Genomic DNA, 14,804 nt, shown 5'->3' on the forward strand with positions numbered 1-14,804 from the left:
TGTCTTCCAAAAAAACAAGCGCCGACGCATCGGCGCTTTCGGGCGGTTCCGGCGACGGGCGGGCCAGCCCGCCGCGATCGGCGAGCCGCCCCGCTCCGGTGCGTCATTTCACGCTTTCACGGAACCACTTCGGGTGATGCTTGCGAGCCCAGCCCAGCGTGACGGTGCCGCGCACCATCGCGCCGATCGAGCCCTTCACCCACAACGCCGCGTATATGTGCACGATGATGCTCGCGATCAGCACGAAGGCCGCCGCGGCATGCACGACAGCGGCCGCGCGGATCACCCCGATCGGGAAGTAGAACGAGAAGTAGCGCCGCCAGATCACGACTCCCGACAGCAGGAGCATCAGCAGGCACGCCACCAGCGTAAAGAATAGCAGCTTCTGCCCGGCGTTATAGCGGCCGACGGGCGGCAGCTTGTCCTCCTGGTTGGTCAGCACGTCGCCGATCTGCTTCAGCCACTGGCGATCGTCCGCGTCGAGCGCGTTGTGGTGCCAGAAGCGCACGACCAGGATCGCGAACGACACGAACATCACGAGGCCGACGAACGGATGCAGGATCCGCGTCCACTGGCCGCCGCCGAACAGCGCGGTCAGCCAGAACATCGACGGATGGAACAGCGCGAGCCCGGACAGCGCGAGCAACACGAACGTGATCGCGGTGATCCAGTGGTTCGTGCGCTCGTTCGCCGAGTAGCGGACGATCAGGTTGGGGTCGTCGTGCTTCATTTCGCGTCCTCCTTGATGCGTCGCGCCTCGTCGCGCGCGGCCGATTCTTCCTCGTCGCTCACCTCGTTCGGGCCGACCCGGACGTAGTGGAAGAACCCGGCGAGCGCGGTCAGCGCGATGCCGGCGACCGCGAGCGGTTTCGCGATGCCCTTCCACAGCTTCACCATCGGGCTGATCGACGGGTTGTCGGGCAGCCCGTGATACAGCGACGGTTTGTCCGCGTGGTGCAGCACGTACATCACGTGCGTGCCGCCGACGCCCTGCGGGTCGTACAGCCCCGCATGCTCGAAGCCGCGCTCCTTCAGGTCCTCGATCCGCTCGGCCGCGTGCTGCTTCATGTCCTCCTTGGTGCCGAACACGATCGCGCCCGTCGGGCAGGTCTTCACGCAGGCCGGTTCCTGGCCGACCGCGACGCGGTCGGAACAGAGCGTGCACTTGTACGCGCGATGATCCTTCTTCGAGATCCGCGGAACGTTGAACGGGCAGCCGGTCACGCAATAGCCGCAACCGATGCAGTTCTCCTCGTGGAAATCGACGATCCCGTTGTTGTACTGCACGATCGCGCCCGGCGAAGGGCACGCCTTCAGGCAGCCCGGATCCTCGCAGTGCATGCAGCCGTCCTTGCGGATCAGCCATTCGAGGTCGCCCGCCGGGTTCTCGTATTCGGAGAACCGCATCACCGTCCACGAGTGTTCCGACAGGTCGGCCGGGTTGTCGTACACGCCGACGTTGGTGCCGACCTCGTCGCGCAGGTCGTTCCACTCCATGCATGCCGTCTGGCATGCCTTGCAGCCGATGCACTTCGATACGTCGATCAGCTTCGCGACGCTCCCGGTCACCGGTTCGCGCACCGTGGGCGGTGGCGTCGTGGTGGCCGAGACGCGCTTGATATCCAGCGATTGCAATGCCATCTCTATCCCCTTACGCCTTTTCGACCTTCACCAGGAACGACTTGAATTCCGGTGTATAGGAGTTGCCGTCGCCCACGGACGGAGTCAGGGTATTGGCGAGATAGCCGGGCTTCGTCAGACCCTTGAAGCCCCAGTGCAACGGGACACCGACCGTCTGGACCGTCTTGCCGTCGATCGTCAGCGGCTTGATCCGCTTCGTGACGAGCGCGACCGCGATGATGTAGCCGCGCTTGGACGACACCTTCACGTGTTCGCCATGCGCGACGCCGACCTCCTTCGCGAGCTCCTCGCCGATCTCGACGAATTGCTGGGGCTGGATGATCGAATTCAGCCGCGCATGCTTGGTCCAGTAGTGGAAGTGCTCGGTCAGCCGGTACGTCGTCGCGACGTGCGGGAACTCCGATGCCTTGCCGAACGACGCGCGGTCGTCCGGGAACACGCGCGCAGCCGGGTTGTTCAGCGCCTGCGGGTTGTTCGGGTGCAACGGGTTCGCGTCGAGCGGCGTCTCGAACGGCTCGTAGTGCTCGGGGAACGGTCCTTCGTTCATCCCCGCCCGTGCGAAAAAGCGCGCGACGCCTTCCGGGTTCATGATGAACGGCCCCATCCCGTTTTCGGGCGGTTCGTCCGCCTTGAAATCGGGAATGTCGGGCCCCGCCCACGCCTTGCCGTTCCAGCCGATCAGCTTGCGGGTCGGGTCGAACGGCTTGCCGTTCACGTCGCACGATGCGCGGTTGTACAGGATCCGCCGGTTCGCCGGCCACGCCCACGCCCAGTTCAGCGTCTGGCCGATGCCGGTCGGGTCGGCGTTGTCGCGCCGCCCCATCTGGTTGCCGGCCTGCGTCCATGCGCCGCAGAAGATCCAGCAGCCGCTCGCGGTCGTGCCGTCGTCCTTCAGCTGCGCGAAGCCGGCCAGTTGCTCGCCCTTCTTCACGAGCGTCTTGGCCGGATCCTTCGGGTCGGGCAGATCCGCGAGCGCACGGCCGTTGAACTCCATCGCCAGCTCTTCGGGCGTCGGGCTTTCCGGGTTCGCGTACGGCCAGGTCAGGTTCACGATCGGATCCGGGTACTTGCCGCCGTCCGCCTGGTACATCTTGCGCATGCGCAGGAACAGCCCCGACATGATCTCGAGATCGCTCCTCGCCTCGCCCGGCGGCTCCGCGCCCTTCCAGTGCCACTGCAGCACGCGGCTCGAACTCACGAGCGAACCGTTTTCCTCGGCGAAGCACGTGGTCGGCAGACGGAACACCTCGGTCTGGATCTGCGATGCGTCGACGTCGTTGTAGTCGCCGTGATGCTTCCAGAACTCGGACGTCTCGGTCGCGAGCGGATCCATGATCACGAGCCACTTCAGCTTCGCGAGGCCTGCCGCCGTCTTCACCTTCGACGGCGCCGCCGCGAGCGGGTTGAAGCCCTGGCAGATGTAGCCGTTCATCTTGCCGGCATTCATCAGCTCGATCGCCTGCAGCAGGTCGTACTGCTTGTCCAGCTTCGGCAGGTAGTCGTAGCCCCAGTTGTTCTCGGCCGTTGCGGCGTCGCCCCACCACGACTTCATGAAGCTGACGTGGAAGGCCTTGTAGTTCTTCCAGTAGCTCAGCTGGTTCGGCCGCAGCGGCTGCTGCACGCGCTTCGCGATATAGCCGTCGAAATCCTGCTCGGCCTGCATCGGCAGCGTCATGTAGCCCGGCAACAGGTTCGACATCAGCCCGAGGTCGGTCAGCCCCTGGATGTTCGAGTGGCCGCGCAGCGCGTTCATTCCGCCGCCGGCGATGCCGATGTTGCCGAGCAGCAGCTGCACCATCGCGCCGGTGCGGATGATCTGCGCGCCGATCGAGTGGTGCGTCCAGCCGAGCGCGTACAGCACCGTGCCGGCGCGGCCGGGCACGGCCGTCGTCGCGAGCATCTCGCACACCTTCAGGAATTTCTCCTTCGGCGTGCCGCAGACCTGCTGGACCCGCTCCGGCGTATAGCGCGCGTAGTGCTGCTTCAGCAGGTTGTACACGCAACGCGGATGCTGCAGCGTCGGGTCGACCTTCGCGAAACCGTCGTCGCCGCGCTCGTAGTCCCAGCTCGATTTGTCCGGGTACGCGTGCTTCTCCGCGTCGTAGCCGGAATAGATGCCGTCGTTGAACGCGAAATCCTCGCGCACGATGAACGAGAAGTCCGTGTAGTTCTTCACGTACTCATGCTGGATCTTGTCGTTCGTCAGCAGATAGTTGATGACGCCGCCCAGGAAGACGATGTCGGTGCCGGTGCGGATCGGCGCGTAATAGTCGGCCACCGAGGCCGTACGCGTAAAGCGCGGGTCGACGACGATCAGCCGCGCCTTGCGGTGCGCCTTCGCCTCCGTTACCCACTTGAAACCGCACGGATGGGCCTCGGCTGCATTGCCGCCCATCACGAGAATCACGTCCGCGTTCTTGATGTCGACCCAATGGTTCGTCATCGCTCCACGGCCAAACGTCGGGGCAAGACCTGCCACCGTCGGGCCATGTCAGACACGCGCCTGATTGTCGAATGCGAGCATCCCGAGACTGCGGATCGTCTTGTGCGTCAGGTAGCCGACCTCGTTGCTGCCCGCCGACGCGGCCAGCATGCCGGTCGTCAGCCAGCGGTTGACCTTCGCGCCGTCTTCCGCCGTCTCGACGAAGTTCGCGTCGCGGTCGGCCTTCATCAGCTTCGCGATGCGGTCGAGCGCGTCGTTCCACGAGATCGGTTCCCACTTGTCGGAGCCGGGCGCACGATACTCGGGATGCGTCAGGCGGCTCGGGCTGTGGATGAAGTCGATCAGGCTCGCGCCCTTCGGGCACAGCGTGCCGCGATTGACGGGGTGGTCGGGATCGCCCTCGATGTGGATGATGCTCGGCTGCGCGTTCTTCGCGCCGTCTCCGAGGCTGTACATCAGGATGCCGCAACCGACTGAACAATAAGGACAGGTGTTGCGCGTTTCGACTGTGCGCGCCAGCTTGTACTGTCGGACTTCGGCAAGCGCTTCGGACGGAGAAAAGCCCAGCAGGGCAAGACTCGATCCGGCAAGCGACGTGGCCGTCACCTTCAGGAACTGGCGCCGGGACATTTGTAGCATGGCGGTCTCGGCGTTATTGTGGGGGTGAGGAAACTGAAAGGAATTATAGACAGTCTGCGCAACTATGTTCGATTCCTCGCATCAATACGGTAATGTGCGCCTAAAAGCACGCAACATCCGATATCCGTCCGATCCACATTCCCGGCCGGCACGCCGGGCCGCTACCGGTCACGCATGAAACGACAGATCACCACCGAGGCGACCCGCCTCGCCCAGCAGCAGGCCAACTGGGCCCTCACCGCGTTCCGGCGCTTCTCGTCCGACCGCTGCTCCGCGATGGCCGCGGGCATCGCGTTTTTCTCCGCGTTCTCGCTCGCGCCGATGCTCGTGATGGTGATCGCGGTGGCCGGCTGGTTCTACGGCGACGACGCCGCGCGCGGCCAGGTGTTCGAACAGGCGCACCAGTTGATCGGCAACGACGCCGCGGCCAGCATCCAGACGATCGTGCAGAACGCGCACCGCGCCGGCGAGCGCGGCGGCCTCGCGACGCTGATCTCGTTCGGCGCGCTCGCGATCGGCGCATCGGCCACCTTCGCGTCGCTCAGCGCCGCGCTGAGCGTGATCTGGCCTGCCACCGAAAACCGCTGGTCGAGCATGCTCGGGCTCGTGCGCGTCCGGCTGATCTCGTTCGGGCTCGTGCTCGGCGTCGCGTTCCTGCTGATCGTGTCGCTCGTGCTCGACACCGCGATCACGTTCGTCGGCACCTGGCTGCTCGGCAATTCGCCGTATGTCGTCGTCACGAACCTCGTGCAGTTCTTCGTCGGCATCGCGGTGCTGGCCGGCGCATTCGCGTCGTTGATGAAGTTCCTGCCCGACGCGCGCGTCGCGTGGCGCGACGCGGCGATCGGCGGCGTGGTGTCCGCGATCCTGTTCTCCGGCGGCAAGAAACTGTTCGCGCTGTACCTTGCGCATGCGGGCACCGCGAGCGCGTTCGGCGCGGCCGGATCGTTCGCCGTCCTGCTGATGTGGCTGTACTTCTCCGCGGTCGTGCTGCTGCTCGGCGCGGAATTCGCGGCGGCGCGCGGCAACGCGCACCGGAGCGCCGGCGCCGAACCGGCCTTGTCCGCCCAGACCGGGCAAGCCGTCGAGCGCCTGCGCGACGACTGATCCTCTCGCGGTTGACCGGCCTCGCGCACGTCGCCAAGCCCCCCCGCACATCCCCCCGCCCCCTTGCAATCACGCTGCCCGCCGCGCATTCGCGGGCGTTGACGCGTTCTTTGCACGCGGGCGGATGCGCCGCCGCAATCGCAAACGTTTGCAAGCCTCCGATTCCGTGTCCGAACCGCCCGAAACGGCCTGCTTGCCGTACCGTGCTTCGACTATCGAAACAATCGCACCGCAGCAACTGTCAACCATTTCAAAAATAGGAACAGTCGTTGATGTACTTGATATATATGGACTTTTTCGCGCTGTCACCTTTTCGAGACACTTTATTTTTTAAGCTTTCTTGCGTGTATGGCACTGAGCTATTCTCCATTCCGCAACAAATAACGATGAATCACTTGCGTGGAGAAACTCAACGATGAAGAAACTTGCTCTCTCGACCCTCTCGCTCGCCCTGCTGGGCGCCGCCGGTGCTGCTCAGGCTCAGTCGAGCGTGACGCTGTACGGCGTGATCGACACGTCGATCACCTATGTTCACGGTAACGCAGGTCAAGGCAACAATTCGTGGTCGATGGGTAGCGGCAACCTGCAAGGCAGCCGTTTCGGCCTGAAGGGTTCCGAAGACCTCGGCGGCGGCCTGAAGGCAATCTTCCAGTTGGAAAACGGTTTCAACTCGGCATCGGGCGCACTGGGCCAGGGTGGTCGCATGTTCGGCCGCCAGGCATTCGTCGGCCTGCAAAGCAACCAGTACGGTACGGTAACGCTGGGCCGTCAGTATGACCCGCTCGTCGACATGGTTCAGGCAGTCACGGCCGACAACTACTTCGGCAGCGTGTTCGCCACGCCGGGCGACGTCGACAACAACGACAACAGCCTGCGCGTCAGCAACGCAGTGAAGTACACGTCGCCGGTCTGGGCAGGCCTGCAAGTCGAAGCCCTGTACGCATTCGGCGGTGTCGCCGGCGCAACCGGCAGCGGCCAGACGTGGGCCGCGGCAGCAGCCTACAACAACGGCCCGCTCGGCCTGGCAGCTGGCTACTTCCACGCAAACAACTCGTCGCCGCTGAACGCAGCCGGCGTGCGCAGCGGCTGGACCGGCTCGTCGGACGCGATCTTCGACGGCTCGGGCAGCTTCATCAACAACGCATACGAATCGTCGTCGTCGATCGGCATCGCGCAAGTGGCCGGCCAGTACGCGTTCGGCCCGGTGACGTTCGGCCTCGGCTACAGCAACTCGCAATACAAGGCTGACGCGAACTCGGCGTTCGGCACGAACCAGAAGTACAACACGGGTCGTGCGTTCGTCACGTACCAGGCAACGGCACCGCTGCTGCTCGGCCTCGGCTACATCTACACGAAGGGCAGCGGCGATACCGACGCCAAGTACCATCAGGTTTCGGTCGGCGCCGACTACTCGCTGTCGAAGCGCACGGACGTCTACCTGGTCGGCGCATACCAGCACGCCAGCGGCCAGAATGCGGACGGCACCAGCGCATCCGCATCGATCGGCTCGTACGGCATCGCCGGCAAGAGCTCGCAGGAAATCGTCGCGCTCGGCCTGCGCCACAAGTTCTAAAAACGACGTACCCGGCGTGCATGGCGTCTCCGACGCCTTGTCGCCGGCCTGGAAAGCCAGTCATCGGTTTCGGCCGTGGCTGGCTTTTTTTTCGTCCGTCGGCGGCGGGCCGGCGCGACCCGCAGCGGCCGACGAACGCCGCCCGGCTACCCGAGCCCGTCCGCCGTCCGGCAACGGCGCCTGACGGCTGCCATGCGCCGGAAGAACGGTTTCCGGATCGCAGCCCCTCGTCGTTTCTCCACCGGGCGACTACCATCCGCACTGTCGGCGCCACGGATCGGGCGTGGCGACCGCTCGCCCCGGCCTGTCGATTCCGACGGCGCTCGTCCGTCGTATCGAGGCCGGCACACGGTTTGCGCCGTGCGCCCTGACGAACAGGAGATTCGCCATGACGATTCAGAAGATCACGCCCTTCCTCTGGTACGCGGCGGAAGCCGAGGAAGCCGCAACCTTCTATGCAGGCATTTTTCCGGATTCGCGCATCGTACGCGTCACGGCGGTGCCCGGCACCGACGGCACGCGGATGGTCGAGTTCGAGTTGTTCGGACAGCCGTTCTTCGCGATGAGCCACCCGCGCACCGAGACGTTCAACCACGCAATCTCGCTGCTGGTCAGTTGCACCGACCAGGCGGAACTCGACCGCTACTGGCACGCCCTGCTCGACAACGGCGGCACGGCCGACGGCTGCGGCTGGCTGAGAGACCGCTACGGCGTCTCGTGGCAGATCGTTCCCGAGGCGCTGATCCCGATGATGGCCGACCGCGACGCCGTCAAGGCCGCGCGCGTGGCCGCCGCGATGATGCAGATGACCAGGCTCGACGACGCCGCGCTGAAGGCCGCCTATGCCGGTACGGCCGGCTGACGGAACACGTCGCGCCGCGCATGCGCCGGGGCGCCTGAGGGGCGTCCGGTTCGACGGCACGCGCATACGGCCGCCGCGCGAATGATCGTGATCCTCTGGCCACGTTCGCGGCATCCGCCGCTACGTCGGCAGCGCCGATTCGACCGTGCGCCGCGCATAACCCATGAATGCCGCGAGGCATTTCCCCGACGGGATCGCCGCGTCTTCCTCGCCACCGAGATAGATCGCGCTCGAAAGGCAGCCACGTTCGCGGCATCCGTCGCTACGTCGACAGCATCGATTCGACCGTGCGCCGCGCGTCGCCTATGAATGCAGCGAGGCATTTCCCCGACAGGATCGCCGCGTATTCCTCGCCACCGAGATAGATCGCGCTCGAAAGGCGGCCACGTTCGCGGCATCCGCCGCTACGTCGACAGCATCGATTCGACCGTGCGCCGCGCGTCGCCTATGAATGCAGCGAGGCGTTTTCCCGACAGGATCGCCACGCCTTCCTCGCCGCCGAGACAGGCCGCGCGAGCCGCCGCTACAACCGACCGGTACGTTTCCGGCAGACACTCCAGGCGACGTCCTTGGGCGCGATCCTGCCGGTCACGGCGCTGTACCAGGTGCTCGCGAGCGCGAGCACCACGTTGCACGCGTCGCCGCGCCGATCCGGTTCGGCATGCCTCCGCGAAACGGTCGCCAATGGCGCGGCGACAAGATCCCGAGCGGGCGCCGGCTCGAACAGCGCAGTCTCCGGCGGGTCGGTCAGCTCGACACCGTGCTGTCGCACCTTCGTCGACAGGATCGCCGGATCGCGATCGACGATGCCGGCTTCGAGGTCGTGACGCAGCCACTCGCCGAACTGCAGTGCGCGCCGCGCCGGATAACGCCACGGCACGACTTCGTCGTGCGCGACGACGGTCACTTCCAGTGCGCGCGGGCCTTCCGTGCGATGTCGGCACGGCGAGCAGGTCGAGCATCAGCGCACGTCACGTCGGCTCGTCGCGTCAGGCCCCGAACCATGGTCAGCAAGTCGATGTCGCTGCGCGGTTTCCGTCTTCCGTCGAGCGCCGATCCGAACCGGTGGGTCGCCTTCGGCATCGCGCCAAGATGCCGCTCGATCGTGTCGCACGCGGCGACGATCGGCGCGGAGATTTCGTCAGGAAGGGTTTCAGTCGCGACACGCGCGTCTCGCGATGCGCACGCAACAGGCGCAGCGAGCGCGACGGGCCGCTGCGGATCGACCGCGAGCGCGGGTGACGATTGCCGTTCGTCATCGCGTGCGCGCGACACGTCATTCAGCGTGCGTCACGCGTCGAGCCAGGCCTTCCACTGTTTCGCATCTGCACTGTTTCGCATCCGCGCGACTTCACTTCTTCGCTGCCGCGCGATTTGCGCAGCGCAATAAAAATCCCCGCACGCTTGCGCGTACGGGGATCGTCGGACCTCGCAGCGGCTGCCGACGTGCCGTCGGCAACCGTTGCGCAGCATTACGCTGCCGCGTCCTTCAGCTTCTTCAGCGCACGTGCCTTCACGCGCACGCTGGCCGGCTTCGCCGGGAACCAACGCTCTTCGCCCGTGAACGGATCCTTGCCGAAGCGCTTCTTCTTCGCCGGCACGACTTGCGCCGTGATCTTCAGCAGACCCGGCAGCGTGAATTCGCCTGCGCCCTTCTTGTGGACCGAGCCCAGCACGACGTTCTCGAGTGCGACGAGCACTGCCTTGACAGCCTTCACTTCGACAGCTGCGCGCTCAGCGATGTGCGTTGCGAGCGATGCCTTCGTGAACTTGTCCTTCAGCGGCGTCGGAGCAGCCGGTGCCGCCTTCGCGACAACCTTCTTGGCCACTACTTTCTTCGCGGGCGCAGCCTTTTTGGCAGCCACTTTCTTGGTGGCCGGTGCGGCAGCCTTCTTGGCCACCTTTTTTGCGGAAGTCGCCATGTTTCTCCTACCAGGTGTGGTCGTTGGATACACGAAGCGTGCAACGCGCGCGCTTCAACGCCGGATTCTACAAGCGCCTTGACGCTTCGTGCAGTACTTTTATGCGTTTTCGCGGGGTTTCCCGCAGGTTTTTTTGCGTACGGCCGGCTTCATCGACGCTCGAGCGTCAGAAAACGCCTTCACGTAGGCCTCCAAACGCGAATTACGTTCGAGATTTGCGCACCTACACTGGCCTCGCTCAACGTCCGAACGCCGTCATGCGCGAAGCCCGATACGTCAAAGGACTCGACGGCCTGCGAGCCCTCGCCGTCATGCTCGTCTTCCTGTCCCACAAGGCTCACGTCGTCGCCGTCGACGTCGGCAAGCTCGGCGTGTGGACGTTTTTCCTGATCAGCGGATTCCTGATCGTCGGCGAGCTGCATCGCAACCGGCAGGCGGTCGAGTGCGGCACCATGACGCGTCGGCACGCACTCGCGCTGTTCCTCGCGAAACGCGCGCTGCGGATCTTCCCGGTGTATTACCTGCTGCTCGCCGCGCTCGCGATCGCGCACGCGCTGTTCTACCAGCGCGGCGTCGATCTCGGGCTCGCGTGGCACGCCGTGTTCCTGTCGAACTACTGGATCGGCGTCGTCAAGGACGGCTGGCCGGGCGCCACGTCGCACTTCTGGAGCCTCGCGGTTGAACAGCAGTTCTATCTGATCGCACCGCTCGCGCTGCTCGCGGTGCCCGCCGCGCGACACGTCGCGCTCGGCGTCGCGGCCGTCGTGGCATGCGCGATCGCGCATCTCGCGCTCCACCTGTCCGGCGCGTCGCCGGTGCTGATCTACGCGTTTTCCCCGTGGAATTTCGCGCTGATCGCGCTCGGCGGCGTCGGCGCGATGCTGCTCGCCGAGCACGGCGCAACCGCCGCACGGCGCGCCCCGCCCGGCTGGCCCGGCATGGCGGGCGTCGTGTTCTTCCTCGTGCTGCCCGCCTGCACGACATTGCCGGGCGGCGTCGCCGGACTCGCGGATCTCGGCCTGTCCGTATCGCTCGGCCTGCTGCTGATGTGGATCGTCAGCGTCCCCGGGCATCCGGTCGTGGCGCTGCTCGACCGCGCGCCGCTCGTCCACCTCGGCACGATCAGCTACGGCTTCTACCTGTTCCACAACCTGATTCCGGCACGCTTCGGCGTGCCGCCCGCGCACTTCGCGCACGCGGCGGTACCGGAAATCGTCCGCGCGACGCTGCCCGAGACACTGCAATTCGCGCTCGCCGTGCTGCTCGCGCACCTGTCCTGGCGCTATCTCGAAAAACGGCTGCTCGATTTCAAGCAGCCGCTCGCCGCGATGCTGGCCCGGCACTTCGCCGTGCGGCCGGGCACGTCGGCGCGTTGAACGCCGGTCGCAGGCGAAACGGACCGACCCGGCAAGCCGCGGCGCCGGGCACCCGCGCAAGCCGACCCGCGGCGAGAGATTCCGCGCCAGCCTCCGGCAGTGGCGGAACCGGTGCCGGCACGCGCATCCACATGCATCGCGCAACCGCGTGCGCCGCTCCGGCACGTGCTTCCGCATCGGCTTCAGGCGTTACACGGACGCTAGCTGGCCGCACCGCCCCACTGCGCATGCTGCACCGTTCTCGAAGCAGATCCGAGCCACCGCGTCCGCTCCCGCGGCACACACGGCGATCGCACACCCGCACACAAAAAAGCCCCGGGCGCGCGAGCGACCGGGGCCAACGGAACAACCACCACCTGAAACAACGACGGGCGCGACTGCTCAGGCGACAGCAGCCAGCGCGGGCAGACAGGTACGCAGGTACGCCTCGAATTCGCGGCTCACTTCCGGATGCCGGAGCGCAAGCTCGACGGTGGCCTTGAGATAGCCGATCTTGCTGCCGCAGTCGAAGCGCGTGCCGTAGTAGCGATACGCGAGCACCTGCTCGTTCGCGAGCAGCGACTGGACCGCGTCGGTCAACTGCAGTTCGCCGCCCGCACCCGGCTTGAGCCGGCGCAGATGATCGAACACCGTCGGCATGAACACGTAGCGCCCGACCACGCCGAGATTCGACGGCGCGTCCTCGGGCGCGGGCTTCTCGATGATGCCCGACAGCTTGATGATGTCCTCTTCCCATTCGCGGCCTTCGATGACCCCGTACGAACGGCTGTCGTCGCGCGCGATCGTCTCGACCCCGATCACCGAGCTGTGATAGTGGTCGAACACGTCCACGAGCTGCTTGAGCACCGGCTGTTCGCCATGCAGCAGGTCGTCGGCGAGGATCACCGCGAACGGCTCGCCGTGCACCAGCTTCTCGGCGCACAGCACCGCGTGGCCGAGGCCGAGCGCTTCCGGCTGGCGCACATAGAAGCAATCGACGTGGCTCGGCTTGATGCCGCGCACGAGTTCGAGCAGCTTCTCCTTGCCGCGCGCCTCGAGCTCGGCCTCGATCTCGTACGACTTGTCGAAGTGATCCTCGATCGCGCGCTTGCTGCGCCCGGTGACGAAGATCATCTCGGTCATGCCCGCGTTGATCGCTTCCTCGACCGCGTACTGGATCAGCGGCTTGTCGACGACGGGCAGCATTTCCTTCGGGCTCGCCTTCGTCGCCGGGAGGAACCGCGTGCCGAGACCGGCAACGGGGAACACAGCCTTGGTGACTTTCAACATGTTCGCATCCTGATTGCGTTGACTGCGCCGCGTCGACCCGCGACCCGGCGCGATGGTGTTCCGAACGGCATATCGAGAATCGACGGCACGGCCCACTCCATTCCGCTCGCTTTCGATATGAACTGATTACGCAACGATCCCGGGAAAAACATGCTCCTCCCGGACCGGGCGATATTGCCGGCCCGGTTGCAGAATCAGAAACAAGTTACCGATTTCGAAATGGCGATTCTCACGATTCGAATTCCTCGATATAAGGCACGCCGCCCCGTTCGAAGCCCGGGCGAATCGGCTCGTTCTTCAGCGCCTCACGGTACGCCGACAGCACGACCATGACCAGCAGTACTGCAGCGCTCGCGATCCAGTGCATGTCCATCTTGCCGCTCCTTGCGTCGATCAACCGAGGCTTCAAACTATCAGAAAAAAATCGGTAAATAATTGATGCCGTTCGCGGAACCGCTTTCATGACAAGCTGAAATCGCCATGCGGAATTCCGTTATTTCCAGGCGATATTTTTTTATTCATTGATCGAATTCCTGCGCATTAGGATGGGATCGGGTTTCCCGTTCGTTGACCGTCCATTTCATCCGTCGCAAGGAATCGAATCGCATGCACGCTTTCAGCGGATCGTCCCTGGCCGCGCCGCCCGCCGCCGATCGCAAGGAACACGTAATCGACGCGATGCGCGGCTTCGCGGCGCTGCTCGTCGCCTATTTCCATTGCCGCCAGGTCGTCTGGGTCGGCATGCAGGGCTTCCATCACGCCTACGGCCATGCCCTGAGCCCGGGCGCGATCGCCGGTTATCTGACCTTCCCGTTCGCGTGGGGCTCCGCCGGCGTGCCGATCTTCTTCGTCATCAGCGGTTACTGCATCCATCGCAACGCGGCGCTCAAGCTCGCGGCCGATCCCGCGTACCGGCTCGACGCGCCGAACTTCTGGGCGCGCCGGTTCGCGCGCATCTACCCGGTGCTGCTCGCCGCGTTGCTGTTCACGCTCGCGCTCGACGCGCTCAGCCTGCAGATCGAGCCCGTCAGCCACAAGATCCGCGACATCGGCGCCGCGGCCTTCCTCGTGAACCTGTTCTCGCTGCAGGGTGTCGCCGGCTACACGTACGGATCGAACGGCGCGCTGTGGACGCTGTCGCTCGAGGTGCAGTTCTACGCGATCTACCCGCTGCTGTTCGCGCTGCGCCGGCGCATCGGCATGCCGGCCGTCGTGGCCGCGGTCGCGCTCGTCAACGTCGCGTCCGCCTGGCTGCTCGAACGCCACGACCTGCAGTTCTTCACGTCGTACTGGCTGTCCTGGACGATCGGCGCGTGGATCGCCGACGTGCGCGCGCAGCAGGCGCGCGGCGCGGCCGTCGTGCCGTCGCGCGCGTGGTACGGTGCGGCCGCCGTGCTGCTGGCCGCCGGCTGCGGCGCGTTCCATGTCGGCCAGTACGGCGCGTTCCAGCTCTGGTCGGCCGGCTTCGCATGCTTCCTGTACCGCGCGCTTGCCCGTCCGCCACGCCCGACGCCGCCGTTGCGCGTGCTCGGCTGGTTCGGCGACTTCAGCTACTCGCTCTACCTGATCCACCTGCCGCTGTTCGTCTGCCTCGGCTCGGTGCTGTTCCATTCCCGGCTGCAGTTGTCGATCTGGCCGTCGTTCGCGTTCATGGCCGCCGCGATCCCGGTTGCGTACGTGTTCTACCGGCTGTTCGAGCGGCCCGCGATGACGTGGTCGGCCAGCTTCAGGCCGACGCGCTCCGCCCGCGCGGTCGCGCCGGCACCGGAGCGGGCCGCGTGATCCGGCCGATCCGCCTGCGGCGCCTCCGGGCGGCATCCCGCCGCACGGGGGCTTCCCGCCGCCGTGAGCGCGCCGCGACACCCGGCTGACGCAGACGGGCATCCCGCCCGTGCCCGGCCGCGCCACGGCCCGCACAGGCCGCTCCTGATCGTTTTTCTTCACGCACAAGCCGAGGGGCGCCGCCTTCGCG

Annotated in this window: 11 protein-coding genes and 1 pseudogene; 5 read left to right on the plus strand and 7 right to left on the minus strand. The window is 65.7% G+C overall.

The window, feature by feature from the left end; translation table 11 throughout:
- Positions 1-103: 103 nt before the first annotated feature.
- The 3 genes from GQ57_RS15660 to fdnG are packed head-to-tail and all read right to left on the minus strand — an operon-like array spanning position 104 to position 4,723.
- A complete protein-coding gene (locus tag GQ57_RS15660; protein WP_031403143.1) occupies positions 104-730 on the minus strand; it encodes a formate dehydrogenase subunit gamma in 627 nt (208 codons plus the stop codon).
- Entirely contained in the window at positions 727-1,641 is a 915-nt protein-coding gene (gene fdxH, locus GQ57_RS15665; RefSeq protein ID WP_034198330.1) for a formate dehydrogenase subunit beta, read from the minus strand. The genes GQ57_RS15660 and fdxH overlap by 4 nt, the downstream gene beginning before the upstream one ends.
- 10 nt (positions 1,642-1,651) lie before the next feature.
- Positions 1,652-4,723, minus strand: a complete 3,072-nt coding sequence (fdnG, locus tag GQ57_RS15670; RefSeq protein ID WP_081896669.1) for a formate dehydrogenase-N subunit alpha — start codon at positions 4,721-4,723, stop codon at positions 1,652-1,654.
- A 174-nt stretch (positions 4,724-4,897) separates the two neighbouring features.
- Here fdnG and GQ57_RS15680 point away from each other — a divergent pair, with 174 nt between their 5' ends.
- From GQ57_RS15680 to GQ57_RS15690, 3 genes are all read left to right on the plus strand, one after another.
- Positions 4,898-5,830 (plus strand): YihY/virulence factor BrkB family protein, encoded by a 933-nt coding sequence (locus GQ57_RS15680; protein WP_031403147.1) that lies wholly within the window; start codon positions 4,898-4,900, stop codon positions 5,828-5,830.
- Positions 5,831-6,245: 415 nt separating this feature from the next.
- Positions 6,246-7,403, plus strand: a complete 1,158-nt coding sequence (locus GQ57_RS15685) for a porin (protein ID WP_034198332.1) — start codon at positions 6,246-6,248, stop codon at positions 7,401-7,403.
- A 388-nt stretch (positions 7,404-7,791) separates the two neighbouring features.
- A complete protein-coding gene (locus GQ57_RS15690; RefSeq protein WP_034198333.1) occupies positions 7,792-8,265 on the plus strand; it encodes a VOC family protein in 474 nt (157 codons plus the stop codon).
- A gap of 404 nt (positions 8,266-8,669) precedes the next feature.
- Here the strand turns inward: GQ57_RS15690 and GQ57_RS44370 are convergent.
- Together GQ57_RS44370 and GQ57_RS15700 are read right to left on the minus strand one after the other, a co-directional pair.
- A pseudogene (locus GQ57_RS44370) lies at positions 8,670-9,402 on the minus strand (aminoglycoside adenylyltransferase family protein).
- A 335-nt stretch (positions 9,403-9,737) separates the two neighbouring features.
- Entirely contained in the window at positions 9,738-10,187 is a 450-nt protein-coding gene (locus tag GQ57_RS15700) for an HU family DNA-binding protein (protein ID WP_011355701.1), read from the minus strand.
- Between the two features lie 257 nt (positions 10,188-10,444).
- Here GQ57_RS15700 and GQ57_RS15705 point away from each other — a divergent pair, with 257 nt between their 5' ends.
- A complete protein-coding gene (locus GQ57_RS15705) occupies positions 10,445-11,563 on the plus strand; it encodes an acyltransferase family protein (RefSeq protein ID WP_034198334.1) in 1,119 nt (372 codons plus the stop codon).
- A gap of 381 nt (positions 11,564-11,944) precedes the next feature.
- Here the strand turns inward: GQ57_RS15705 and galU are convergent, their stop codons facing one another.
- The gene (gene galU / locus GQ57_RS15710; RefSeq protein WP_031402284.1) at positions 11,945-12,832 is read right to left on the minus strand and encodes a UTP--glucose-1-phosphate uridylyltransferase GalU; all 888 of its coding nucleotides are present in this window, start codon (positions 12,830-12,832) and stop codon (positions 11,945-11,947) included.
- Between the two features lie 229 nt (positions 12,833-13,061).
- A complete protein-coding gene (locus GQ57_RS43370) occupies positions 13,062-13,205 on the minus strand; it encodes a hypothetical protein (protein ID WP_162836110.1) in 144 nt (47 codons plus the stop codon).
- Positions 13,206-13,438: 233 nt separating this feature from the next.
- Here GQ57_RS43370 and GQ57_RS15715 point away from each other — a divergent pair, with 233 nt between their 5' ends.
- The gene (locus GQ57_RS15715; RefSeq protein WP_034198363.1) at positions 13,439-14,614 is read left to right on the plus strand and encodes an acyltransferase family protein; all 1,176 of its coding nucleotides are present in this window, start codon (positions 13,439-13,441) and stop codon (positions 14,612-14,614) included.
- The last annotated feature ends 190 nt before the right edge of the window (positions 14,615-14,804 follow it).

It is taken from the genome of Burkholderia sp. MSh2 (genome assembly GCF_000731655.1).
Lineage (GTDB): Bacteria > Pseudomonadota > Gammaproteobacteria > Burkholderiales > Burkholderiaceae > Burkholderia > Burkholderia paludis.

Bases quoted from the DNA above. Each gene is read 5' to 3' on its own strand.
- GQ57_RS15715 (WP_034198363.1), top strand. From the start codon at position 13,439: ATGCACGCTTTCAGCGGATCGTCCCTGGCCGCGCCGCCCGCCGCCGAT.
- GQ57_RS43370 (WP_162836110.1), bottom strand. From the start codon at position 13,205: ATGGACATGCACTGGATCGCGAGCGCTGCAGTACTGCTGGTCATGGTC.
- GQ57_RS15700 (WP_011355701.1), bottom strand. From the start codon at position 10,187: ATGGCGACTTCCGCAAAAAAGGTGGCCAAGAAGGCTGCCGCACCGGCC.
- GQ57_RS15705 (WP_034198334.1), top strand. From the start codon at position 10,445: ATGCGCGAAGCCCGATACGTCAAAGGACTCGACGGCCTGCGAGCCCTC.
- fdxH (WP_034198330.1), bottom strand. From the start codon at position 1,641: ATGGCATTGCAATCGCTGGATATCAAGCGCGTCTCGGCCACCACGACG.
- GQ57_RS15690 (WP_034198333.1), top strand. From the start codon at position 7,792: ATGACGATTCAGAAGATCACGCCCTTCCTCTGGTACGCGGCGGAAGCC.
- GQ57_RS15680 (WP_031403147.1), top strand. From the start codon at position 4,898: ATGAAACGACAGATCACCACCGAGGCGACCCGCCTCGCCCAGCAGCAG.
- galU (WP_031402284.1), bottom strand. From the start codon at position 12,832: ATGTTGAAAGTCACCAAGGCTGTGTTCCCCGTTGCCGGTCTCGGCACG.
- GQ57_RS15685 (WP_034198332.1), top strand. From the start codon at position 6,246: ATGAAGAAACTTGCTCTCTCGACCCTCTCGCTCGCCCTGCTGGGCGCC.
- GQ57_RS15660 (WP_031403143.1), bottom strand. From the start codon at position 730: ATGAAGCACGACGACCCCAACCTGATCGTCCGCTACTCGGCGAACGAG.